This window comes from Nonomuraea sp. NPDC049646, assembly GCF_044465525.1.
Lineage (GTDB): Bacteria > Actinomycetota > Actinomycetes > Streptosporangiales > Streptosporangiaceae > Nonomuraea.
The window spans coordinates 87584-108946 of record NZ_JBITLU010000023.1 but is presented as its reverse complement, the minus strand read 5'-3'; the positions used below and the strand labels follow the sequence as shown (position 1 = coordinate 108946).

At 72.9% G+C, this 21363-nt stretch carries 22 protein-coding genes and 1 riboswitch; of the genes, 9 read left to right on the top strand and 13 right to left on the bottom strand.

Annotated features, from left to right (window positions below):
• Positions 1–10 precede the first annotated feature (10 nt).
• Positions 11–382, top strand: coding sequence for a hypothetical protein (locus ACIBQ8_RS45135; protein ID WP_352352019.1), 372 nt, complete (start codon positions 11–13; stop codon positions 380–382).
• 63 nt (positions 383–445) lie between these two features.
• On the opposite strand, the gene ACIBQ8_RS45130 is transcribed toward ACIBQ8_RS45135, so the two are convergent.
• From ACIBQ8_RS45130 to ACIBQ8_RS45115, 4 genes are all read right to left on the bottom strand, one after another.
• Entirely contained in the window at positions 446–1321 is an 876-nt protein-coding gene (locus tag ACIBQ8_RS45130) for an alpha/beta fold hydrolase (protein ID WP_397172228.1), read from the bottom strand.
• 54 nt (positions 1322–1375) lie between these two features.
• Positions 1376–2092, bottom strand: a complete 717-nt coding sequence (locus ACIBQ8_RS45125) for a hypothetical protein (RefSeq protein ID WP_397172229.1) — start codon at positions 2090–2092, stop codon at positions 1376–1378.
• Positions 2093–2267: 175 nt separating this feature from the next.
• Positions 2268–2402: riboswitch (cyclic di-AMP (ydaO/yuaA leader) on the bottom strand.
• Positions 2403–2567: 165 nt separating this feature from the next.
• Positions 2568–2768 carry a DUF5302 domain-containing protein gene (locus ACIBQ8_RS45120; protein ID WP_352323331.1) on the bottom strand — a complete coding sequence of 67 codons (201 nt, stop codon included), beginning with the start codon at positions 2766–2768 and terminating at the stop codon, positions 2568–2570.
• 47 nt (positions 2769–2815) lie between these two features.
• Positions 2816–4258: an MDR family MFS transporter gene (locus ACIBQ8_RS45115; RefSeq protein ID WP_397195213.1), complete on the bottom strand. Its 1443-nt coding sequence runs from the start codon at positions 4256–4258 to the stop codon at positions 2816–2818.
• A 68-nt stretch (positions 4259–4326) separates the two neighbouring features.
• Between ACIBQ8_RS45115 and ACIBQ8_RS45110 the strand changes: the two genes are divergently transcribed.
• The 4 genes from ACIBQ8_RS45110 (at position 4327) to ACIBQ8_RS45095 (ending at position 7097) form a co-directional block, all read left to right on the top strand.
• Positions 4327–4824 carry a PadR family transcriptional regulator gene (locus ACIBQ8_RS45110; protein ID WP_397172233.1) on the top strand — a complete coding sequence of 166 codons (498 nt, stop codon included), beginning with the start codon at positions 4327–4329 and terminating at the stop codon, positions 4822–4824.
• A gap of 84 nt (positions 4825–4908) precedes the next feature.
• Positions 4909–5904 carry a rod shape-determining protein gene (locus ACIBQ8_RS45105; protein ID WP_397172235.1) on the top strand — a complete coding sequence of 332 codons (996 nt, stop codon included), beginning with the start codon at positions 4909–4911 and terminating at the stop codon, positions 5902–5904.
• Positions 5901–6470: a DUF421 domain-containing protein gene (locus ACIBQ8_RS45100; RefSeq protein WP_397172236.1), complete on the top strand. Its 570-nt coding sequence runs from the start codon at positions 5901–5903 to the stop codon at positions 6468–6470. Before ACIBQ8_RS45105 ends, ACIBQ8_RS45100 begins: the two co-directional genes overlap by 4 nt.
• A gap of 90 nt (positions 6471–6560) precedes the next feature.
• Positions 6561–7097 (top strand): hypothetical protein, encoded by a 537-nt coding sequence (locus tag ACIBQ8_RS45095; protein WP_397172237.1) that lies wholly within the window; start codon positions 6561–6563, stop codon positions 7095–7097.
• Here the strand turns inward: ACIBQ8_RS45095 and ACIBQ8_RS45090 are convergent.
• From ACIBQ8_RS45090 to ACIBQ8_RS45075, 4 genes are read right to left on the bottom strand one after another with little or no spacing between them, the layout of a single operon-like run.
• On the bottom strand, positions 7040–8254 hold the full coding sequence (locus tag ACIBQ8_RS45090; protein ID WP_397172239.1) for an ABC transporter permease: 1215 nt from the start codon (positions 8252–8254) through the stop codon (positions 7040–7042). The two genes, ACIBQ8_RS45095 and ACIBQ8_RS45090, sit on opposite strands and share 58 nt — an antisense overlap.
• The gene (locus tag ACIBQ8_RS45085) at positions 8254–9006 is read right to left on the bottom strand and encodes an ABC transporter ATP-binding protein (RefSeq protein ID WP_397172586.1); all 753 of its coding nucleotides are present in this window, start codon (positions 9004–9006) and stop codon (positions 8254–8256) included. Before ACIBQ8_RS45085 ends, ACIBQ8_RS45090 begins: the two co-directional genes overlap by 1 nt.
• A gap of 59 nt (positions 9007–9065) precedes the next feature.
• Positions 9066–10196, bottom strand: a complete 1131-nt coding sequence (locus ACIBQ8_RS45080; RefSeq protein ID WP_397195212.1) for an efflux RND transporter periplasmic adaptor subunit — start codon at positions 10194–10196, stop codon at positions 9066–9068.
• Positions 10196–10711, bottom strand: a complete 516-nt coding sequence (locus ACIBQ8_RS45075) for a hypothetical protein (protein WP_397195211.1) — start codon at positions 10709–10711, stop codon at positions 10196–10198. The genes ACIBQ8_RS45080 and ACIBQ8_RS45075 overlap by 1 nt, the downstream gene beginning before the upstream one ends.
• A gap of 134 nt (positions 10712–10845) precedes the next feature.
• Between ACIBQ8_RS45075 and ACIBQ8_RS45070 the strand changes: the two genes are divergently transcribed.
• Positions 10846–11502 carry a response regulator transcription factor gene (locus tag ACIBQ8_RS45070; RefSeq protein WP_397195210.1) on the top strand — a complete coding sequence of 219 codons (657 nt, stop codon included), beginning with the start codon at positions 10846–10848 and terminating at the stop codon, positions 11500–11502.
• Positions 11499–12686 (top strand): sensor histidine kinase, encoded by a 1188-nt coding sequence (locus ACIBQ8_RS45065; RefSeq protein ID WP_397195209.1) that lies wholly within the window; start codon positions 11499–11501, stop codon positions 12684–12686. The genes ACIBQ8_RS45070 and ACIBQ8_RS45065 overlap by 4 nt, the downstream gene beginning before the upstream one ends.
• Before the next feature lie 5 nt (positions 12687–12691).
• On the opposite strand, the gene ACIBQ8_RS45060 is transcribed toward ACIBQ8_RS45065, so the two are convergent.
• The 5 genes from ACIBQ8_RS45060 to ACIBQ8_RS45040 form a co-directional block, all read right to left on the bottom strand.
• Positions 12692–13639 carry a hypothetical protein gene (locus ACIBQ8_RS45060; RefSeq protein ID WP_397172248.1) on the bottom strand — a complete coding sequence of 316 codons (948 nt, stop codon included), beginning with the start codon at positions 13637–13639 and terminating at the stop codon, positions 12692–12694.
• Positions 13636–16056 (bottom strand): AAA family ATPase, encoded by a 2421-nt coding sequence (locus tag ACIBQ8_RS45055; RefSeq protein WP_397195208.1) that lies wholly within the window; start codon positions 16054–16056, stop codon positions 13636–13638. The genes ACIBQ8_RS45060 and ACIBQ8_RS45055 overlap by 4 nt, the downstream gene beginning before the upstream one ends.
• Positions 16056–17195 carry an exonuclease SbcCD subunit D gene (locus ACIBQ8_RS45050; RefSeq protein WP_352352034.1) on the bottom strand — a complete coding sequence of 380 codons (1140 nt, stop codon included), beginning with the start codon at positions 17193–17195 and terminating at the stop codon, positions 16056–16058. The genes ACIBQ8_RS45055 and ACIBQ8_RS45050 overlap by 1 nt, the downstream gene beginning before the upstream one ends.
• A gap of 10 nt (positions 17196–17205) precedes the next feature.
• The gene (locus ACIBQ8_RS45045) at positions 17206–18960 is read right to left on the bottom strand and encodes an ATP-binding protein (RefSeq protein WP_397195207.1); all 1755 of its coding nucleotides are present in this window, start codon (positions 18958–18960) and stop codon (positions 17206–17208) included.
• A 91-nt stretch (positions 18961–19051) separates the two neighbouring features.
• A complete protein-coding gene (locus tag ACIBQ8_RS45040) occupies positions 19052–19678 on the bottom strand; it encodes a hypothetical protein (RefSeq protein ID WP_397172252.1) in 627 nt (208 codons plus the stop codon).
• Between the two features lie 226 nt (positions 19679–19904).
• Between ACIBQ8_RS45040 and ACIBQ8_RS45035 the strand changes: the two genes are divergently transcribed.
• Positions 19905–20663, top strand: coding sequence for a hypothetical protein (locus ACIBQ8_RS45035; RefSeq protein WP_397195206.1), 759 nt, complete (start codon positions 19905–19907; stop codon positions 20661–20663).
• Between the two features lie 67 nt (positions 20664–20730).
• Entirely contained in the window at positions 20731–21351 is a 621-nt protein-coding gene (locus ACIBQ8_RS45030; RefSeq protein WP_397172254.1) for an L-threonylcarbamoyladenylate synthase, read from the top strand.
• Positions 21352–21363: the final 12 nt, after the last annotated feature.

The following is a 21363-nucleotide window of genomic DNA, read 5'->3' as shown; positions in this document are numbered from 1 at the left end:
GGAGGAAAGCATGGCAGGCATGGACGTCTCCCTCAAAGAGATGATGAGCATCGACGGCACGATCGGCGCGGCGATCGTCGACCACGGCAGCGGCATGGCGCTCGGCACGCTCGGCGGCTCGAAGGAGCTGGACCTGCAGGTCGCGGCGGCGGGCAACACCGAGGTCATCAAGGCCAAACTGCGCACGATGGACTCGCTGGGCCTCAAGGACGGCATCGAGGACATCCTGATCACGCTGACCGCCCAGTACCACATCATCCGGCCGCTGACCGGCCGCAGCGGCAAGGGCCTGTTCCTGTACCTGGCCCTCGACCGCAACCGGGCCAACCTGGCCCTGGCCCGGCACATGCTCAAGGTCATCGAGGAGAAACTGGAGCTCTGAGCGCCGTCCCACGGTTCACGGCGGGTCGGGACGGCGGGTCCGGCGGCGGGTCACGCGGCGGGGTCAGGTGGCGGGCTGCGGCCGGGCGGGCGCCGCCGAGCCGGTGTGGGCGGTGATCTCGGCGACGATCGCGGGCCAGAGGGCGCGGGGCAGGTCGTGGCCCATGCCCGGGTAGGTGACCAGGCGGGCGCCCGGGATGGCGGCGGCCGTGGCCCGCCCGCCGGCGAGCGGCACGAGCTGGTCGTCCTCGCCGTGGATGACCAGCGCGGGCACCGTCAGCCCGCCCAGCGCGGACGTGCGGTCGCCGGAGGCCATGATGGCGGCGAGCTGGCGGGCCGTGCCGGCCGGGTCGTGGCAGCGGTCGAAGGCGAGCCCGGCCAGCCTGGTGACGCGTTCGCGGTCCAGCTCCCAGCCGGGGGACCCGAGCACGGCCCAGGTCGTCAGCGCGCCGGCGACGACCCCCTCGCGGTCGGTCGCGGGCTTGGCGAAGAGCACCGCGGCGGCCGCCTCGGTCGGCGGGGCCGCCTGCGGGCTGGGCGTGGACATGATCGAGGTCAGGCTCAGCACGCGGGCGGGGTGCCGGATGGCCAGCGCCTGGGCGATCATCCCGCCCATCGAGGCGCCGACGACGTGCGCGGCGGGCAGGCCCAGGACGTCCATGAGCCCGGCGCTGTCGTCGGCCAGGTCGTCCAGCACGTACGGCGAGGGCGCGCCCCATGCGGGCACGCCCTCGTCGTGGAGATGGGTGGACAGGCCCGCGTCGCGGTTGTCGAACCTGACGACGTGGTGCCCCTGCTCGGCCAGGAGTTCGCAGAACTCGTCGTCCCAGTGGATGAGCTGGGCGCCGAGTCCCATGATGAGCAGGAGGGGCCTGCCCGCGGGGGAGCCGAAGCTCTCGTAGGCGATCTCGATGCCGTTGGCGGCTGCGCGCTGGATCACAGCGACCAGAATGTCATTCTGGTCGCGAGGCGTAAAGAGCGGTCTGTCCGCAGATCAGTCGTTGAGGAGCTTGCGCAGGCGCTCGCCGCCGAGCACCACGCCGCCGCCGGCCAGCACCAGCACGCCGGCCATCACGGTGCCGCCCATCGCGACGGTCTTACCGACCTGGCCGCCGGCCGAACCGGCCGCGTCCTCGGCGTTGTCGGCGGGCTCGTCGGCCAGCACCTTGGGGGGCTCGGCGGGGTTGGCGTCGAACCTGCTCCACGCGCCGCTGGAGAAGGCCACGGGGTAGTTCTTCTTGCCCTTGCCGTCGCCCCACTTGGTGATGACGTAGTCGATCTTGATGTGGCCCCGGCCGCCGTTGCCGTCCACGCCGAGCGTGTCGGGGTTGAAGGTGCCGCCGGTCAGCTCGGCGAAGGTCTTGGCGTCGAGGTCGAGCATGACGCCACGGCTGGAGGGCTCGCCGGGGCCGCGGTCGCCCACGAAGAACGGCATCTTCTTGCCGTTGTAGGTCACGTAGCCCTCGGTCATGAGGGGCCAGCTCGGGCTGGCGGCCAGGCCCTTCTGCATGGGCTTGCCGCTGGCGGGGAGGCCGGTGTCGCCGGCCCGGCCGGAGGAGTCGTCCCAGAAGTAGGAGGCCTTCGTGGAACCCTTGAGCAGGATCTTCTGGTCGTCGCCGGTGTCGGCGTGGGCGCCGGTGGCGGAGATCGTCAGCGCGCCCATGGCGGACACGGACAACAGGGCGAGAGAGCGCAGGCCAAATCGAGACATGAAGCAGTGAAGTCCTTCGCGAGGGGACAGGGGGAACGCGCGTGACTACGGTGCGTAACCGGGCAGAGCGCCGAAGAGGTGGTTACGCGGCGCGTGGGGGAAGTCAGGGAAGAGACCGCTCAGCAGGCGGTCGTCACTACACTGTCCGGGGGTACGACGAGGTGGTACATGCGTGAAGTCCTCTCCATCTCGCCTACCGGGTTAGCTGACGGGTTCGGGCGTGGAGATGCCCTACCGGCACGTGGCCGGATTCACCCCAATGAGATGGGTCCCCGGTTCCCGACGAGTCGGGATTCGGCGCCAGCTGTCGCCCCTCTCCTGGTAGGGACTACGCCACCAGCTGGTAATTGGTTAAGACCGTACCCAGAGATTCGGACAAATACAAACGAATCGTCATGAACCGGGTAAAGATCTACCTATCGCGGTAAAGAGAAAGGGGGCACGGCATGCCGTACCCCCTGCTAAAACGGGCCTTTCAGCCGCCGCTCTTGCGCCTGAAGGATCTTTTACTCGCTGCCGGACCGTGCGCCCCGTGGATCTTCGACGGGTCGACGCCCCTGCCACCCGCGGCCGAGTCGGCCTGCTGCCCGCGCTTGCGTTCCAACGCCTCGCGGAACTTGCGCTTCATCTCGTCCTCGGGAGTCTCGCTGACTTCCGGCTCCGGTGTTTCCGCCATGAGGACCTCCTGGTTCTGGGGACATCCACAGCTTCGCACGACGTCGCTTACGACGCGAAACCGGCCTCCACTCTGCTTTCCGCCGCGGGCGCCTGCTCCAGCCGCCTGCCGGGCATCATGACCAGCGCGACCAGGGCGATCACCGCGCCCGCCACGCCCAGCGACGGGATGACCACGGCCGCCGCCGAGGCGTGCGCGGCCGCGAGCCCGTGGACCGGCGCGTCCGTGGTGATGACCGACGTGTACGCGGTGCCGGCCAGCGCCAGCGCCACCGAGCCGCCGATCTGCCGGAAGAAGGTGAGGTTGGCCGAGGCCGTGCCGATGTACCGCGGCGCGACGGCCTGCTGCACGGCCACGGTCAGCCCCGACAGCATCGGCCCCATGCCGAGCCCGAGCAGCGCCATCCACCCGGCCAGCAGCAGGCCGTCGGTGCGCACGGTGAGGTTCAGGCACAGCAGGCTGCCGGCCGCCAGCAGGAACGGCGCCCCGACCAGCCACGGCTTGTACGTGCGCGTCCTGGACATCAGCGTGCCCATGAGCGCGCTGCCCGCCACCATGGCCAGCGTCATCGGGTAGATCCTCAGCCCGGACTCGGTGGCGCTGACGCCCAGCGCCTGCTGGAAGTAGCGCGGCAGGAACACCACGCCGGCGTACATGCAGAAGGCGGTGACGAAGGAGGTCGCGTTGACCAGCGTGTACGTGCGGTCCCGGAACAGGTGCATCGGCATGACCGGGTTCGCCGCCCGCAGTTCGACCAGCACGAACGCGGCCAGCAGGACCAGCGCCAGCAGGATCGGCCCGGCCACGGGCGGGGACGTCCAGGCGTTGCCGTCCAGGCCCTTCTCGGTCAGGCCGAGCAGCAGGGCGCTGATGGCCACGCTGAACACGGCGATGCCCGCGTAGTCCGGCCGGCCTTCGCCGCCGGTGCCCGGACGGAACGGCAGCCGCAGCACCACGATCGCGATCAGCACGATCCCGAGCGGCACGTTCACGTAGAACGCCCACCGCCAGCTCGCGTGGTCGGTGAACAACCCGCCCAGGAAGGGCCCGGCCAGGTACGTCAAAGCCATCACGCCGCCGAGCGCGCCCTGCACGCGGGCGCCGTTGCGTCCGGGCGGGAACATCTCCATCACCAGGGCCAGCGACAGCGGCAGCAGCGCGCCCGCGCCCAGCCCCTGCACGGCGCGGAAGGCGATGAGCTGGGTCATGTCCTGGGCGAGCCCGCACAACGCCGATCCGACGACGAACACCGACATCCCGACGAGCAGCAGCGGCTTCCTGCCGTGCTGGTCGGAGAGCCGGCCGTACAGCGGCACGGTCACGGTGGAGGTGAGCAGATACGCCGTGACCACCCAGGTGTAGAGCCGGGTGCCGCCCAGCTCGCCGGTGATGCGGGGCAGCGCGGTGCCGACGATCGTCTGGTCGAGCATCGCCAGGAACATGCCGCCGAGCACCGCCAGCAGCACCAGGCCGTTTCCCTTGGTCTTCATGTCATTAGTCACAGGTGAAGATTGATATGTAAGCGCTGACATGTCAAGCCTTCGCTATGCTGGCGGACATGTCCCTGCGGATCGCGCTCCTCGGCCTGCTCGCCACCAAAGGCCCGGCCAGCGGCTACGACCTGGCCAAGAAGTTCGAGCACTCGCTCAACCACGTCTGGCAGGCGGGGCACACGCAGATCTATCCGGAGCTGGTCAAGATGGCCGCCGACGGCCTGGTGACCGTCGAGCACGAGGGCGCCAGGGGCCGCAAGATCTACGCCGTCACCGCCGAGGGCCGCGCGCTGGTCACCGAGTGGCTGGTCGGCCACGACCCGTCGGCGACCGTGCGCAGCGAGACCGCCCTCCAGGCGTTCCTGCTGGCCCTGCTCGACACCGAGCAGGCCGTCGCCGTCGTCGAGCGCATCAAGGGCCACTTCCAGGCCCGTCTCGCGGTGCTCGACTGCCAACCCGGTGGGCTGTTCGGCAGGTACGCGCTCTCCCTCGGCCTGCACCAGGCGCGCTCCGGCATCGAGTGGGCCGACGAGACCCTGGCCGCACTGCGGCGCGAAGGGTAAAACGGAACTCTGCGGTTCCTGGTGTTGCGTTGGAGAAGCGCCGGATATACACCCAGGCATGATGCTCAACCTCCCAGTACGGCGATGAGCCTCCTGGGTCGTGACCTGGCGATCGACCTCGGCGCGGCCGGCACGAGGATCTACGCCAAGGGCAGGGGCATCGTGCTGGACGAGCCGTCGGTCGTCCTGCGCGACAGGCAGACGGGCAAGGTCCTCGCCTTCGGCGCCGAGGCCGTGAACGGCGCGGACGGCCCTGCCGGCGCGGACGGCGAGGCGTACTGGCCGATCAGCGACGGCCTGCCCCAGGACGGCGAGCTCGCCCGGCGCATGATCAGGCACTTCCTGCGCAAGGTGCACCGGCACCCCTTCCCCCGGCCGCGCCTGGTGATGGCCGTGCCCGACGAGTTCACCCCGATCGAGCGGGTGGCGCTGCGCGACGCCGGCTTCGAGGCGGAGGCCCGCGGGATCCTGCTGGTCAAGCACGCCATCGCGGCCGCGCTCGGCGCGGGCCTGCCGGTGCGCGACGGCTCCGGGCACATGGTCGTCGACATCGGCCGGGACGCCGCCAGGGTCGCCGTGCTCTCCTGCGGTGCCGTGGTCGCCGCCGGAACCGTGCGCGGCGGCGGGAGCGCCGTGACCCGGGCCGTCGCCCGCCTGGTCGAGGACGAGCACGGCCTGCTGGCCGACGAGCGCGAGGCCGAGTCGGCCAAGCTGCGCGCGACGCGGGAGCCGACGGGGAACGTGCTGATCCGCGGCCGGGACGCCGGCACCGGCGAGGAGCGCGCGGTGGCGCTGCCCGCGGCGCGCGTCCGCGAGGCGGCCGTCCAGTCGGTCGAGCACATCGTGCGGGCCGCCGAGCACACCATGGAACGCTGCCCGCCCGAGCTGACCGCCGACCTGGGCGAGCGCGGCATGGTGCTGGTCGGCGGCGGCGCGCTGCTGCCCGGCCTGCGCCGGCGGCTGGAGGAGGGGCTGTCCATGCCGGTGCGGCGCGCGGAGCGGCCCGGCGACTCGGTGGCCCTGGGGCTCGGACGCTGCGTGGAGGACCTGGGGCTGATCGCCAAGCTGAGGCGCCGGTGAGCGACCTGTTCGACCTGGGGGTCTCCGTCGCCGACAAGACCGTCAGGACGATCGCCGTCTACGTGACGATCGCCGTGCTGCTCCGCATCGCCGGCAAGCGCGGCATCGCGCAGCTCAACAACTTCGACTTCGTGGTCATGCTGCTGATGAGCAACGTCGTGCAGAACGCGATCATCGGCCCGGACAACTCGCTGGTCGGCGGCCTGGTGGGCGTGGTGATCCTGGTGGCGGTCAACTCGGTCGTGGTGCGGCTGGCGGCGACCGTGCCCTCGGTCGGCAGGGTGTTCGAGGGCACGCCGGTCGTCCTGGCCCGCGACGGGCACTTCATCCCCTCGGCGCTGCGCCGGATGGGCGTCCGGCAGGCCGACCTCAACGTGATGCTCCAGCTCCGGGGGGCCGAGAGCGTCAGCGACACCGACCTGGTGCGCCTGGAGCCCGGCGGCTCGCTCCTGGTCCGCCTGCGCCCCGAGGAGGAGGAAGCCGAACGCGGCGACCTGGAGGACCTGTGCCGGCGCCTCGACCGCATCGAACGCAAGCTGGACGAGCTGAGAACCGGCCCCTCCTGAGAATGCGCGGCCGGACGGCATTTTGAAATCGGCCATTAATATTGCGTTAATCCCCCTGCGCGCGGAATTGATCTCCGATATCGTCCCAACGTGCGCCTGGCTGGTCGCTCGGTCGTGATGTCCGCGGTGCTGTTATGTGTCGCGGTCGCGGCAGCCTGTACCTCCGGCCGCCAGTCCTCCTTCGAGGAGGCGGCCAGGCAGCTCACCGCCGACACCGACACCCTGCTCACCAGCGCCGCGCTGCACGTGTCGCCGGCCGGCCGCTCCGACGAGACCGAAGACCGCTCGTGCGTGCCCGGCCAGGTGCGCCGGCTCGTCCGGGCCGAGGGCGAGGCCGCCGACGCCCCCGACGGCCTGCTGCACACCCTCCAGGACATGGGCTACGACCAGATCGTCGAGGATCTCGACCTGCGTGACGAGACCCCGGTCGTCTCCGTCGTGCGCAACCCCCGGACGAACCTGACGTTCGAGCTCACCGTGCTCGAGGGGCCGAACGTCAGGATCGTCGGCAGGACGACCTGCTACTCCCCCGCCCCCGAGGCCGCCCCGCCCTCCTCCGAGCGCCTGTCTCAGGGCGCCGACAGCGCCTCCGTCGGCGACAGCCGGGAGGCGCGCACGGCCGGGTAGAGCCCCGCCACCGCGCCGATGAGCAGCGTGGCCGCCAGGCCCCCGACGGTCGCCCACGCGGGCACCACGGCCGGCCACCCGCGGGACAAGGCGTAGCCGGCGGTGACGCCGGCCCCCAGCAGGATCCCGCCCGCGCCGCCCAGCGCGGACAGCAGCAGCGACTCGGCGAGGAACTGGGTGCGGATCTGGCCGCGCGTCGCGCCGAGCGACCGGCGCAGGCCGATCTCCGCGCGGCGCTCCAGCACCGAGATGACCATCGTGTTGGCCACGCCGACGCCGCCCACGAGCAGCGCCACCGCCCCGACGCCGAGCAGCAGCCCGGCGAAGGCCTGGCTGGTCGCCTGCTTGGCGGCCAGCGCGTCGGACGGGCGGGAGACGTCCACCTCGTTGGGCGCCTCGGGGTTGGCCGTGCCGGCCAGGACCGACCGCACGTCCTCCAGCCGCGCCTCCTGCGAGCGGGTGTAGAGCGTGGTCGGATGCCCGTCGAAGTCCAGCCTGGACTCCGCGACCGGCCACCCGACCAGGGCCGCGCTGTTCAGCTCCTCGGCCAGGGGCACCGGGTCGAGCAGCCCGACCACCGTGAACCGGATGCCGCCGATCACCACCTGCGTGTCGGGGGTGACCGTGCCGATGCCGAGCCGCTGGGCGGCGGCCGAGCCGAGCACGACGGCCGGGTAGCGTTCGGTGGCCGCGTTGAGCCAGGCGCCGCGGCGGACCGTCGCGCCCACGGTCGGCAGCAGGTCGAGGCGGGCGGCGATGGTGACCAGGCCGTTGGTCTGGGGCGCCGGGATCTCCTCGCTCCGGTAGACCTTGGCCGCGGCCACCTTGCCCGTGGACGACACCGACTCCACCGGGCCGATGCGCTCGATCATCGCCTCGGCGTCCATCGGCATCTGGGCCGCCTCGCCCATGAGCGTGGTGCCGGAGGAGACGGTGAGCAGGTTCGTGCCCAGCGCGGACAGCGTACGGTCCAGCTCGGCGCTGGAGGAGGACGAGATCCCGACCACGCCGATCATCGCGGCGATGCCGATCGCGATGCCGAGCGCCGACAGGAACGCCCGCAGCGGGCGCGTACGCAGGCCGACCGCGCCCACGCGCAGCACGTCGCGCGGGCGCATCCTGGCCGGTGAGAGCCTGGGACGCTCCAGGGTCGCCATCACGCCACCTCGGATTCGACGGGCTCGCGCACGCACCGGCCACCGTCCTCCTCGCCGTTCCCGGCCCGCTGCCGGTCGCGCGCTGAGCTCTGGCCGGAGTCGGAGACGATCCGGCCGTCCCGCATGCTGACCTGGCGGGGCAGGCCGGCGGCGATCTCCCGGTCGTGGGTGATGATCACGATGGTGGTGCCGCTCCCGTTCAGCTCGTGCAGCAGGTCCATCACGCCGGCGCCCGACACCGAGTCCAGCGCGCCGGTGGGCTCGTCGGCCAGCAGCAGCGGCGGGTCGCCGGCCACCGCCCTGGCGATGGCCACGCGCTGCCGCTCGCCGCCGGACAGCTCGTGCGGCTCGTGGTCGACGCGGTGCCCGAGGCCGACGCGGCGCAGCGCCGTCCCGGCCCGGCGGCGGCGTTCGGCCAGCGGCAGGCCGGTGTAGATCAGGCCGTCGGCCACGTTGTCCAGGGCGGTGACCTTGGCGGCCAGGTGGAAGTGCTGGAAGACGAAGCCGATCGTGGTCGCGCGCAGGGCCGAGAGCTGGTTGTCCGACAGCTTGGAGACGTCGTGGCCGTCGATCTCGACGCGGCCCGCCGACGGGCGGTCGAGCGTGCCGACGATGTTGAGCATCGTGGACTTGCCCGAGCCCGACGGGCCGACGATGGCGACCAGCTCGCCGTGCCGGACCTCCAGCGACACCGAGTCCAGCGCGGCCACCCCACCGGGATAGCTCCTGGACACGCCGGTCAGCACGATCATGGCCCGCCCGGCGTCCGCGACCCGGCCCGTGGGGCGTTCTGAGGGGTTCGCAGCATACGTCATTGCGGGATTCCCACTGTCATGCCGTCGGCGAGCCCGTCGCCGGAGATCTCGACGCGGCCACCGGCGAACAACCCGGTCCGCACGGCCACGTACCGCGACCGGCCGCCCTCCACCACCTCCACCCCGAACCCGCCCTCCCGCAACGCGACCAGCGCCGACACCGGCACGGTCAGCACGCCCCTCCGCCGGTCGGCGGTGAACGTCACCTTCACCGCCGCCCGGTCCAGCCCCTTGGCCGCCTTGGCGTTCCCCAACGAGACCTGCACCTCCAGGCGGGTCTCCGGGTCGGCGTTCTGCCCGTCGCCGGGCTTGATGATCGTGGCCATCTCGGTGATCCGGCCGGTCACGTCCTTGCCGTCCGGCATCGTGACCGAGACCTTGGCACCCTTCCTGGCCATCCGCTGGTCCTCTGCGGCCAGTTCGGCGGTGACGACCTTCTTCGTGCCCGTGTAGGTGAGGATCTTCTGGCCGGGGGCGGTGGGCTGGCCCTGCTCCGCCTCCAGGCTCTCCACCCGGACCTTGCCGGGGGCGAAGACGACCCGTCCCAGCTCGACCACGCCGGTCTCGTCGAGGCCGCGGTCCTCCTGCCACTCCCGCACCGCCTGGGCGGTGTCGTAGGTGTACTCGTCGTCCACGGTGAAGCCGTCGTAGCCCAGTTCGCGCAGGTTGCGCTCCAGGTTCCGCACGTCCTTGCCCTCGCTGCCGATCCGCAGGTCGCGGTAGGCGGGGGTGGTGCCGTACAGGAGCATGACCGGCTTGTTGTCCAGGCGGTACAGGGACCGGCCGCGGGTGATCCGGTCGCCGCTGTCCGGGAGCCAGGTGAGGGTGCCGGGCTTCCTGGCCATGGCCGTGGTGACCGGGCCGTAGCCGAGCTCGCCGTCGGCGTCCCTGGTGTCGTTGAGCGTCTGGCGGGTGACCGGGGTGGTGGCCGGGGGCAGCGCGCCGGCCGACGCGGACGGGGCGGCGCCGCCGTCCAGCACCCCGCCGGGGTTGACCGCCAGGACCGCCGCCCCCGCGACGGCGGCCACCCCCACCAGGGCGAGGACCGTCCGCCCGCCGCCGCGGCGGCGGGCGCGGGGGGAAGGGGCGTCCGGGTCGGCCTTCTCGTCGATGGCGGCCGTGCCCATCAAGACCCCCCCTGTCCTCCGCCGATGTTCATCCGGCACTTCTCCTGCGCGGCCTTGAAGTCGGGGTCCTCGCCGACCTCGGGCGTGATGCGCACCATGCCGCCCTCGGGGTCGGGGAACGCCTCCACGCCGTTGTCCCGCATGCACTGCGCCTGCTTGCGCATGTCCTCGGCCTGCTTGGGGTCGCCGCCCTTGCCCAGGTTCATGCCCGGGGGCTGGAGCGCCTTGCAGGCCTCCATGGCCTTGTGGACCTTCTCCGGTCCGCCGGAGCCCTTGTCGAACTTCATCTGGAGCCGGCCGTCCGGGCCGGGGTCGGCGATGTCCAGGCCCTGTTCGCGCAGGCAGGTGGTGTACTTCACGGCCTGCGCGTTGCGGTCGGCGGTGGCCGTGGCGCCGGCCGTCGGCTTGGCGCCGGTGCCGGTCACCGACGCCACGTCCGATCCGCCTTCCTGGGCGCCGCACGCCGTCAGGAACAGCGCGGCCGCGGCCAGCGCCATGAGGGGTCGTCCTCGCATGATTTCTCCTCCGTCGAAAAGCCGGTGGCCTTACGAGGGGAGATGCAATACGCGGAGGTGTTTCCCCAGCGTTTCCGTCTCCGGCTTATCCGGATCAAATGCCGGCCGCGCAAGAATCAAGCCGGAGGTGCGCGATGCGGGTGCTGGTGGTGGAGGACGAGCGCGTGCTCGCCGGCGCGATCGCCGAATGGCTGCGCGACGAGACCCACGCGGTCGATCTCGCGCACGACGGCGCGGCGGCGCTGGAGCGGATCGCGGTCAACGACTACGACGTGGTCGTCCTGGACCGCGACCTGCCGCGCGTGCACGGCGACGACGTGTGCAGGGAGCTGGTCGCCTCCGAGTCCGACGCGCGGGTGCTGATGCTCACGGCCGCCGCCCAGCTCGACGACCGGGTCACCGGGCTGTCCATCGGCGCCGACGACTACCTGTCCAAGCCGTTCGCCTTCCCCGAGCTGGCCGCGCGCGTCCTGGCGCTGGGACGGCGCTCGCGCCCGGCCACTCCCCCGGTGCTGCGCCGGGCCGGGATCACGCTCGACCCCGGGCGCCGGGAGGTGTTCAGGAACGGGCGGTTCGTGCCGCTGTCGAAGAAGGAGTTCGCCGTCCTGGCCGAGCTGATGCGGGCGCAGGGCACGGTCGTCTCGGCCGAGCATCTGCTGGAGAAGGCGTGGGACGAGCACGCCGACCCGTTCACCGGCGCGGTGCGGCTGACGATACTCAAGCTGCGCCGCAAGCTGGCCGACCCGCCGGTGGTGGAGACGGTGCCGGGAGTGGGGTACCGGATCGCATGAAGCTGCCCCATCCCACTCTCAGGCTGCGCCTCACCCTCGTGTACGGCGCCCTGTTCCTGGTGGCGGGGCTGGCCCTGCTGGGCGTCACGTACCTGCTGTTCAACCAGCAGCTCGCGCAGTCCTTCGAGAACCGGTTCGTGACCGGTGACGGCATCCGCAAGAACGTGATCTTCCTCAAGCAGGACGGCGTCGAGCTGGTCGGCCCCGCCGCCGTCAACTGGATGCGGCAGCAGGAGGAAGGGGTGCGGGAGGCCGCCGTGACCTCGCTGCTCACCCAGGGCGCGATCGCGCTCGTCGTGGTGTGCGGGACCGCCATCGGGCTCGGCTGGGTGGTGGCCGGACGCGTGCTGGCCCCGCTGCACCTGGTGACCGAGGCCGCGCGCAGGATCGCCGCCGCCCCCATGGCCGAACGCGGCCTGCACGAGCGCATCGCGCTGGGCGGCCCCCCTGACGAGGTCAAGACGCTGGCCGACACGTTCGACACGATGGTGGAGCGGCTCGACCACTCCTTCGACGGCCAGCGCAGGTTCGTCGCGAACGCCTCCCACGAGCTGCGCACGCCCCTGACGCTCAATCGGGCCCTGGTGGAGCTGGCGATGCACCGGCGTACCGCCTCCGACGACGTCAAGGAGCTGGGCGAGAGCCTGCTGCAGATCAACGCCCGCCACGAGCGGCTGATCTCGGGCCTGCTGCTGCTGGCCCGCTCCGAGCAGGAGATCGCCGACCGCTCGCCGGTGGACCTGGCCGACATCGTCTCGCACGTGGTCGCCCAGACCGCCCGCGCCGCCGAGGAGGCGAACGTCGTCGTGAAGGAGGAGGCAGGGCCCGCCCCGACCGCGGGCGACGCGCTGCTGCTCGAACGGTTGGTGCACAACCTGGTCGAGAACGGCATCCGGCACAACCTCGGCAGCGGCGGATGGGTCCGGGTGGTGAGCCGGACGGCGCCCGGCGGGCTCGCCGAGGTGGAGGTGGCCAACAGCGGGCCGACCGTGCCCCCGTACGACGTGCCGCTGCTGTTCAAGCCGTTCCACCGGCACGGCGCCGAACGGGTGGTCACCGGGATGAGCGCGGGGCTCGGGCTGTCGATCGTGCGCTCGGTCGCCGTCGCGCACGGAGGCGACGTGACGGCCCGCCCGCGCGAGGGCGGCGGCCTGGTCGTCACCGCCACCCTCCCGGCCGGCTGACCCGGCTACTGGTGGGCGGCCGTGCGCAGCGAGCGGTAGAGCAGGCGCGGGTCGCCCAGGTGGTGGCGGAGCAGCTTCTCCAGGCCGCCGATCGGGACCAGGTTCTGGGGGGCGCGCGGGTCCTTGTAGTCGACCCCGGCCAGCGCCGGCAGGGCCAGCGTGACGGCGTCGGCCAGCTCGACGACCTGCGCGGGATCGAGCTCGGCGCTGGCCTCGCAGCGGGCGATCCCCGCCCACGGCGCCGTGGACTGGACCGGCAGCCGCAGGTACCAGGCGTGCCGGCGCCAGCTCGTGCCCATGAGGAACACCGGCGTGCGCTGCCCCGGCGTGAGCGCGGCCACCACGGCCGACTGCGGCTGCGGCAGGTACGCCGCGTGGTGCGTCTTGATGTAGCCGACCGTGCGCGGCAGGTGGGTGCGCCCCCGCAGCGGGCCGTCCACCAGCAGCAGGTCGTCGCCCAGCGACCGGTGGCGGACCGCGAGGTCCACCTCCAGCTGGGTGACCTGGCGTTGCAGGGCGAGCGACAGCTCCTCGAAGCTGGAGTCGGCGGCCTTGTTCGGCAGGTAGGAGGCGTGCGCGGTCTTGACCTCCGGCGCGTACGGCGAGGCGGAGATCAGCGTCCTGTTGACCTCGATCGCGGCCAGCTCGGCCCCCTCGCGCCCGCAGCGGACGATCCCGGCGGCGTAGGAGGCGGCGATCCCCGGGACGGGCATCGGCAGGTCGGGATCGTGCACCCACACGCGGGCGTCGATCCGGCGCACCCCGTCGGCGACCAGCAGCGTCTCGGGGGCGGCGGCGCCGGGCCCCGGCGCGACCGGCTTCCAGTCGGCGGCCGGCCACTCGATGTCGAGGACCAGCTCGGCGCTGGTGGCGCCCAGCTCGGACAGGGCCTCCACGGCGATGGCGGCGGCGTAACCCGGGTCCCAGGGGTCGACGGTGAAGCCCTGGTTCACGGCCCCACCTTGCGCACGTGCGAGCCCTTCGCGTCGCGCAGCACCTCGAAGCGCGCGGGCACCCGGTCGGCCAGCGCCGGGACGTGGGTGACGACGCCGATCATGCGCTCCTGACCGGCGGCCAGGCGTTCGAGGGTGGTGGCGACGGTGTCGAGGGTGGCCGGGTCGAGGGTGCCGAAGCCCTCGTCCAGGAAGATCGAGTCGAGCCCTCTGGCGACGGCCCCCGACAGGGCCAGGGCCAGGGACAGCGCGGCCTGGAAGGTCTCGCCGCCGGACAGCGTGCGGGCGCTGCGCCGCAGGCCGGCCTCGCCGTGGTCGATGACCTCGATGTCGCCGGTGCGCTCGCCCAGCGCCAGCTCGTACTGGCCGTCGGACAGCTCCATCAGCGTCTCGGACGCCGCGGCGACCAGCACGGCCAGCGCCTCGGCGCACAGCCACCGCTCGAAGGCGTTGGCCCGCAGGCGCAGCGCCAGCTCGTGGGCGACCTTGGCCTCGTGATCCTTCTCCGCGACGGCGGTCTCCAGCTCGGCGGCGCGCCTGCGTTCCTCGCGGACCCGTTCGAGGGCGCCGTCGGCCCGCGCGACCGCGCCGGCGACGGCCGCGCCGAGCTGGTCGGGGGTGGCGTTGCGCGGGACAGTGACGCCGTGCTCGGCCAGGCGTTCGGTCAGCCGGTGGCGTTCGGCGGCGAGCCGGGCGGTGGCCTGGGCGAGCTCCTGCTCGCGCTCGGCCAGGGCGGCGCGGGCGGCCTCGGCGGCCCGGTCGCGCCAGCCGAGCAGCTCGGTCCAGGCGCGGTGGAGGTCGTCGCGGGTGAGCGGCGGCGGGGCGTCGCCGGAGGACGCGAGCACGAGCAGCCGGTCGCGGGTGGCCGCGAGGGTCTGCCAGGCGCTCTCGGCCTGCCGTTCGACCTGTTCGGCGGCGGTACGGGCGCGTTCGAGCTTCTTGCGCGCGTTGCGCACGGCCGTACGGGCCTCGGTGGCCAGGGCCTCGGCCTTGGCGATGGCGGCCAGGCGGCCTTCGATCTCGTTGCGGTCGCCGGGGGCGGGCAGCGCGGCCAGCTCGGCGTCGAGCCTGCCCGCCTGCGTGGCCAGCATGGACGCCGACGTCTCGGCCTTGGCCAGGGCCGCCCGGCCACGGGTCGCGTGGTCGCGGGCCGCGGCCAGGGCGCGGTCCGCGGCGCCGAGGTCGGCGGGCCGGTCGTGGCGGGGCAGCTCGGTGAGCGGGCGCAGGCAGAGCGGGCACGGCTCCCCCACGGCCAGCCGGTGGCTCAGACCGACGGCGGTGTGGGCGTCGCGCAGCCGTTCGCGCTCGTGCTCGGCGTCGGCCAGCGCGCGTTCGGCGTCGGCGACCGCGGGCGTGAGGCGTTCCAGCGCCGTGGCGGCCTCGGCCGCCGCCCTGCGGGCGTCGGCGGCCTGGGCGGTGAGGCGCTCGCAGGCGTCGAGCGTGGCCAGCGCGGCCACCGGCTCGGCGCGGTCGCCGAGCGCGGCCAGCGCCTCGAACGCCTCGTGCTCGTCGGCCTCCACGGACGCCGCCTCGGCCTCCAGCGCGGCGACCGCGTCGGCGGCCTCGCGGCGGGCCGAGGCCAGCGTCGGCACCGCGGGCGGCATGCGCAGCGCGGCCAGCGCCGACTGCCGCTCGGCCACGGACGCGCGTTCCTGCTCGGCCCGCCCGATGTCGGCCTCGCGGGAGCGCAGCAGGTCGAGGTCGGTGTCGATGGTGCCGGCCAGCCGGCGCAGCGCGGCCAGCCGGTCGGCCAGCTCCCGTTCGGCCTCGTCGGACGCGCCGGCCAGCTTGGCGAGCTGGTCGCGGGCGAAGGCGGCGGCGTTGCGCGCGGCCTCCTCGTCGCGGGCGGCCCGCTGCCTGATCAGCTCGTAGACGTCGGCGTCGAGGAGCTGCACCAGCAGGTCCTGGCGCTCGCGCGGCGCGGCGTGCAGGAACTCGGCGAACCGCCCCTGCGGCAGCACCACGCACTGGGTGAAGAACTTGTACTCCAGGCCCGTCACCCGCTGCACCTCGGGCGTGACGTTCTCGCCCTCGGCGAGCGGCTTCAGCACCATCTCGTACGCCGCGTCGAGCGGCGCCGCCGGGTCGAGCTCGTCGATCCTGGCCTCTTTGGTGCGGACGGTCCCCTTGGCGTCGCGGACCAGCGAGCGCACCACGCCGTAGCGCCGCCGGTCGCTCTCGAACACCAGCGCCACCTTGCCCGAACTCGCCGACGGCGCCAGGGCGTGGGCGATGACGTTCTCCTTGCCCCAGCGCGGGACGGTGCCGTACAGGGCGAAGCAGATGGCGTCGATGATCGTGCTCTTGCCGGCGCCGGTCGGGCCGACCAGGGCGAAGTACTCGGTGTCGGAGAAGTCGACGGTGGCCGGCTCGCGGAAACTGCCGAAGTGGTCGAGGTGCAGCAGCAGGGGACGCATCAGCCGGTCACCTCGTCGTAGAGCCGGTCGAACAGGGCGGCGACCTGGTCGTCGTGGCGGCCGGTCGCGGTCAGGTACTCGCGGAACAGCTCGCGCGGGCTGCGCGCGGCCGACCCCGCCCGGCGCACCGCGGGCACCGGCCGGAACCGCTCGTCGAGGACGACGTCGACCGAGCCGGGCAGCAGGTCGCGCACCTGGTCGGACAGGCCGACGCGGGGCTTCTCCTCCACGATCACCTTGAGCCAGTCGTCGCCCGCCTCCAGGCCCTCCAACTGCTCCAGCGTGCCGCGCACGGTGCGCAGCCGGCGCGCCGAGGCGAACGTCAGCTCCCGCACCACCGCGGGCCGCCCCGGCGTGACCTCCACCAGCAGCGCGCCCGGCGTGTTGCCCTCCTCGCCGAAGTCGACGGCCAGCGGCGAGCCGCTGTACCAGATCGGGCACGGGCCGGGGATCTGCTGCCTGCGGTGCAGGTGGCCGAGCGCGGCGTACTGGGTGGAGACCGGGAAGGCGTTGGACTCGAAGTAGTAGGAGAAGATCGACTGGGCCTCGCGCTCGCCGCCGCCGAACGCGCCGCCCGGCAGGGTGCCGTGCGTGGTGATCAGGTTGACGGTGTCGCTCTGGAAGCCCGCGGTCAGCGCGCCGACCAGCTCGGAGATGCGGGTGGCGTAGTCGCGGTTGTGGTCGGCGGTGGTGCCGGTGAGCACCTCCGCGGCGCGTACGACGTAGCGGTGGGACAGGAACGGCAGCACGCCCAGCCGCACCGGCTCCCCCGAGCGCGCGGTGAAGGCCAGCGTGCCGCCCGCGTCGGGACGGCGGAAGACGCCCACCACGTGCATGCCGAGCTTGCCCAGCACCGGCCGGTAGACCTCGAAGAGCTGCGGGTTGTCGTGGTTGCCGGCCAGCACGACCACGTCACGGCCGTCGCCGCGCAGCGCCATGAGCGCGTTGAGCACCAGCGACTGCGCCTCGGGCGTCGGGGCCGAGGTGTCGAACAGGTCGCCGGCCACCACGACCGCGTCGACGTCGTGGGTGCGGGCCGCCGCGACCAGCTCGCGCAGCACGGCCCGGTGCTCGTCCATGCGGGAGCGGCCCTTGAGCACCTTGCCCACGTGCCAGTCCGCGGTGTGCAGGAATTTCACCGAGCTCCCTTCAGAACGGCGGAATGTCGTCTTCGACGCCCGGCAACCCCTGGAACGGGTCGGCCGACGGGCTGACCCGCGACGCCGCCTCGGCCGGCCGGGTCGCCCAGGCGGGGAACGGGAAGGCGACGGCCAGCGGCACCGGGATCTCCGGCTGGGCGACGAACATGGTGCCCGGTTTGGCGATCGTGGCGCGTTCCCGGACGGCCGGGGGCAGCCAGCCGTACTCGGAGCGGGCGGCCTCGGCCGGGTCGAGGCGGCCGGCGACGCGCACGGCGCTGTTGGAGACGATGCGGCGCTCAACCTCGGAGGCGGTCTGCTGGGCGCCGATGAGGATCACGCCGAGCGACCGGCCGCGCTCGGCCACGTCGAGCAGGATCTCCTTGATCGGCGAGTCGCCCTCGCGCGGCGCGTACTTGTTCAGCTCGTCGAGCACCACGAACAGCAGCGGCTTGGCCGTGCCCGAGGTCTCCTTGCGGTGGAACTCGCCGCGCAGCACGACGCCCACCACGAACCGCTGGGCGCGTTCGGGCAGGTTGTGCAGGTCGACGATGGTGACCTGGGCGTCGGACGTGCGCACCGAGTGGGCCCGGAAGAACGGCAGGTCGCCGCGGACGATCGGGGACAGCGGCTTGACCGCGCTGCGCAGCCTGCGCAGGAAGGCGTTGACCGTGCCGAGCGGGGTCTGGGCGCCGGTCCACTCGATGCGGGTGGCCTCGTCCTGCAACTGGTCGGACAGCAGCTCGACCAGGTCGCCGAAGGTGCGGCAGGCGGTGCCCCTGATCATGACCGCGCCGCCGTCGCCGACCGGCTCGGCCCACGACTTCAGCCGGGCCGCCACCTGGCCCACCAGCAGGGAGTAGCCGGCGCGCTCGTCGTCGGCGTCGGCGAAGACGAACCGCAGCAGCTCCTCCTCGCACAGCTCGACCAGCGTCCAGTAGAACGAGCTGACGCCCTGGGTGCGGGCGGAGACGTGCGGCACGCCGTTGGGGTCGCCGGGCCGCGGCGGCGCGAACACGTGCACGCTGCCGAACGGCTGGGCGGGCAGCCCGAGCCGGGCGTACGCGGCCCGCGCCTGCTCGTCGAGTCGCACGTTGTCGTGGTCGAGGAAGAGCAGGTCCTCGCCCTTGACGGAGAAGATCAGGGCCTTGGTGTTGGCCGACTCGGCGTCGAGCACGCCCGAGTTGAAGATCGAGTAGAGCAGGAACGTGGCGAAGGACGTCTTGGTGGCCACGCCGGAGACGCCGGAGATCGACACGTGCGCGCCGCGGGTGCCGTCGAGGAAGTCGAAGTTGACGTAGAGCGGCAGGCCGTCGCGGCCCATGCCCATGGGCACCCGGCGGTCCATCACGTCGAAGTAGAGCGCCTGGTCGCGGTCGCCGGCCCCGGCCAGGAACACCTTGGCGCCCGGCAGCGGCGGCACGAACACCTCGGGCTCGACCCTGGTCACCCGCACCTCGGCCACCTCGACCACGGCGGCGGGCAGCGCGCCCTCGGCGATGAGGAACACGTCGGAGTCGTAGGCGGCGCCCTCGTGCCTGGCCTCGACCGTGGTCACCACGCCGGCGACCAGCACCGGGCCGTGGCCGGGCACGTCGCGCCTGGTGACCACGACGTCGTCGAGCTGCAGCACCTTGCCGGGCTCCAGGCCGACCCAGAACGACAGCGGCGAGGCGGCCTGGGTGCCCAGGACCCGCCCGACCGCCTCACCGGCCGCCAACGCCGCAGGAGACGTCTCGCGGCTCGCAGCCCCGTTGACCGTCACGAATCCCTCCACCACCAGACATGCCCTTCCAAAGGAGAGTAGTCGGGGGCCGGGGATGCGTCCGGCTCATTGCCGCCTTCGCCGCGCCGCGTCAGAGCGCGAAGGCCGCCTTGGTCCAGGCGAACTGGGCGTCGAGAACCTCGCCCAGCAGGCCGGCCAGCGCGGGGTCGGCCTGCTGCGCCGACTGCCTCGGCCCGAGGCGGCCGCCCTCGGCGCTCCGCCCCGCCACCAGCAGCACCCGCGCGCCCTCCCGGTCGACCGCCAGGGCCGCGGCCGGCTCCCACGCGCCGTCCCGGTGCGCCGCGGCGGGCCTGCGCGGCCCCTCCCGGTGCGCCGGAGGTCGCCACGCGGCCTGGCCCTCCGCCGGCGCTAGGGCAGGCGCGGGCGCGACGACCACCATCGCGTCGACCCGCATCGCCGTCGCCACCCGCCGCCGGGACTCGTCGAAGGCCGTCTCGGGCGGCACGGGCTGGGCCCGCATCGACTCGGCCATCGTGCGCAGCAACGCCGGCAGGTCGAGCTCGCCCGCCGGCGGAGCCAGCTCGTACTGCAGGTAGCCGACCAGCGGGAACGGCGGGTCGGGGAGGGTGTTGTAGCCGAGGAACAGCCTCGGCCACCCGGCCGACTCCGAGGGGCCGGTCAGCGCGCCGTGAGCCACCCGCCCCAGCTCGCCGCACCCGTGGTGGGGCAGGCCATTGACTGACCGCAACATCGCCATGCACGAATTGTTGCAGACCGATTACCTTCAGTTGCGCGTTCTCCACGAGAGCCCGGGGCCTCCGCCGTCCAGCGTGATCATCTTGATGGGAGCCATGGATACCACCCGGGTCCGACAGAACCGGCTCCCCACAGCGCGCGTTGTCCGGATGTGGACGGTCCGGTCAACCTGCCGCAGGCGTCCGCCGTCCCTTCTGTGTCACATCCGTCACAAAGGGAAGAACGTCGTGCGCCTGCCACTGATCCTGCCCTTGGCCGTCCTGCTGTTCGCCACGCCCGCGCCCGAGAGCGGCACGGTGGCGGCGTACACCTGCAAGACCACCGGTACGAACGAGACGCAGATCGTCAAGATGGACATCACGCTCACCGTGCCCGCCACCGCCTCCACAGGCCGGCAGATGACCATCGGCTGGCGCGGCTCGTACGTCGAGGGCGCCGAGCTCCGCGCCCCCGCCACCGGCCTGGACGGCGAGGTCAAGCTCTACGCCTACGCCGCCGTCAGCGGGATCGACCGGCTGACCTCGGCGACGGGCGTCGGCAGCCCCGGCCTGATCGTCCCCGGGGGGGTCATCCCCCTGCCCCGGGAAACGGTCGAGCTGCGGACCACTCCCCGGCATCCGGGGACGGGCACGGTCCGGCCCGCGTCGGTCAACTTCGGGCCGACCCCGCAGAAACGCCTGATCGAGTGCGAGCTCCAGGACAAGGACGCGCCGACGTCGTACCCCCTGACCGTCACCGCCGCCGGCGCCGCCCCGGACACCCCGAGCACCCCGGACACCACGGACACCACGGACACCACGGACACGGACGCCACGCCCCCGGACGAGACCTCCGAGGACACGCCTGCCGCCATGCCGACGGGCGGCGCGAACACGGGCGGCGGTGGTGAGGCGGGCCCCGACGGGCGGGCGCTGGTGCTGGCCGGGTCGCTGGTCCTGGCCGCCGCCCTCACCGGCTTACGCCTGCGCCGCCCGTCCCGGCCGTAGCCGATCCGCGCCCGGCCGCAAGGGCCACGTGTCATGCGTGGAGGTACGTGCTCCTATGATCCGATGCGTGGCCAAGTACTTCGACGTGCACCCTGACAACCCCCAGCCTCGCCTGATCGGCCAGGTGGTCGAGACCCTGCATGCCGACGGGCTGATCGCGTACCCGACGGACTCGTGCTACGCGCTGGGGTGCCGGCTGGGCAACAAGGACGGCCTCGACCGGATCAGAGAGATCCGGCACCTCGGCAGCGATCACCACTTCACCCTGGTCTGCAAGGACTTCGCGCAGTTCGGCCAGTTCGTTCATGTGAGCAACGCGGTGTTCCGGCTGGTCAAGGCGGCGACTCCGGGCGGGTACACGTTCATCCTGCCGGCGACCAAGGAGGTCCCGCGGCGGTTGCTGCATCCCCGGAAGAAGACCGTCGGCGTCCGGATCCCCGATCACGTCGTCACCCAGGCGCTGCTGGCCGAGCTCGGCGAACCGCTGGTGTCGAGCACGCTGATCCTGCCCGGCGAGAGCGAGCCCTCGACACAGGGCTGGGAGATCAAGGAGAGCCTCGACCACATGGTGGACGCCGTCATCGACTCGGGGGAATGCGGCGCCACGCCGACGACCGTCGTGGACCTCTCGCAGGACGAGCCCGAGATCCTCCGTCGCGGCACCGGAGACCCGTCCCTCTTCGAATAGGCCCGCCCGGCC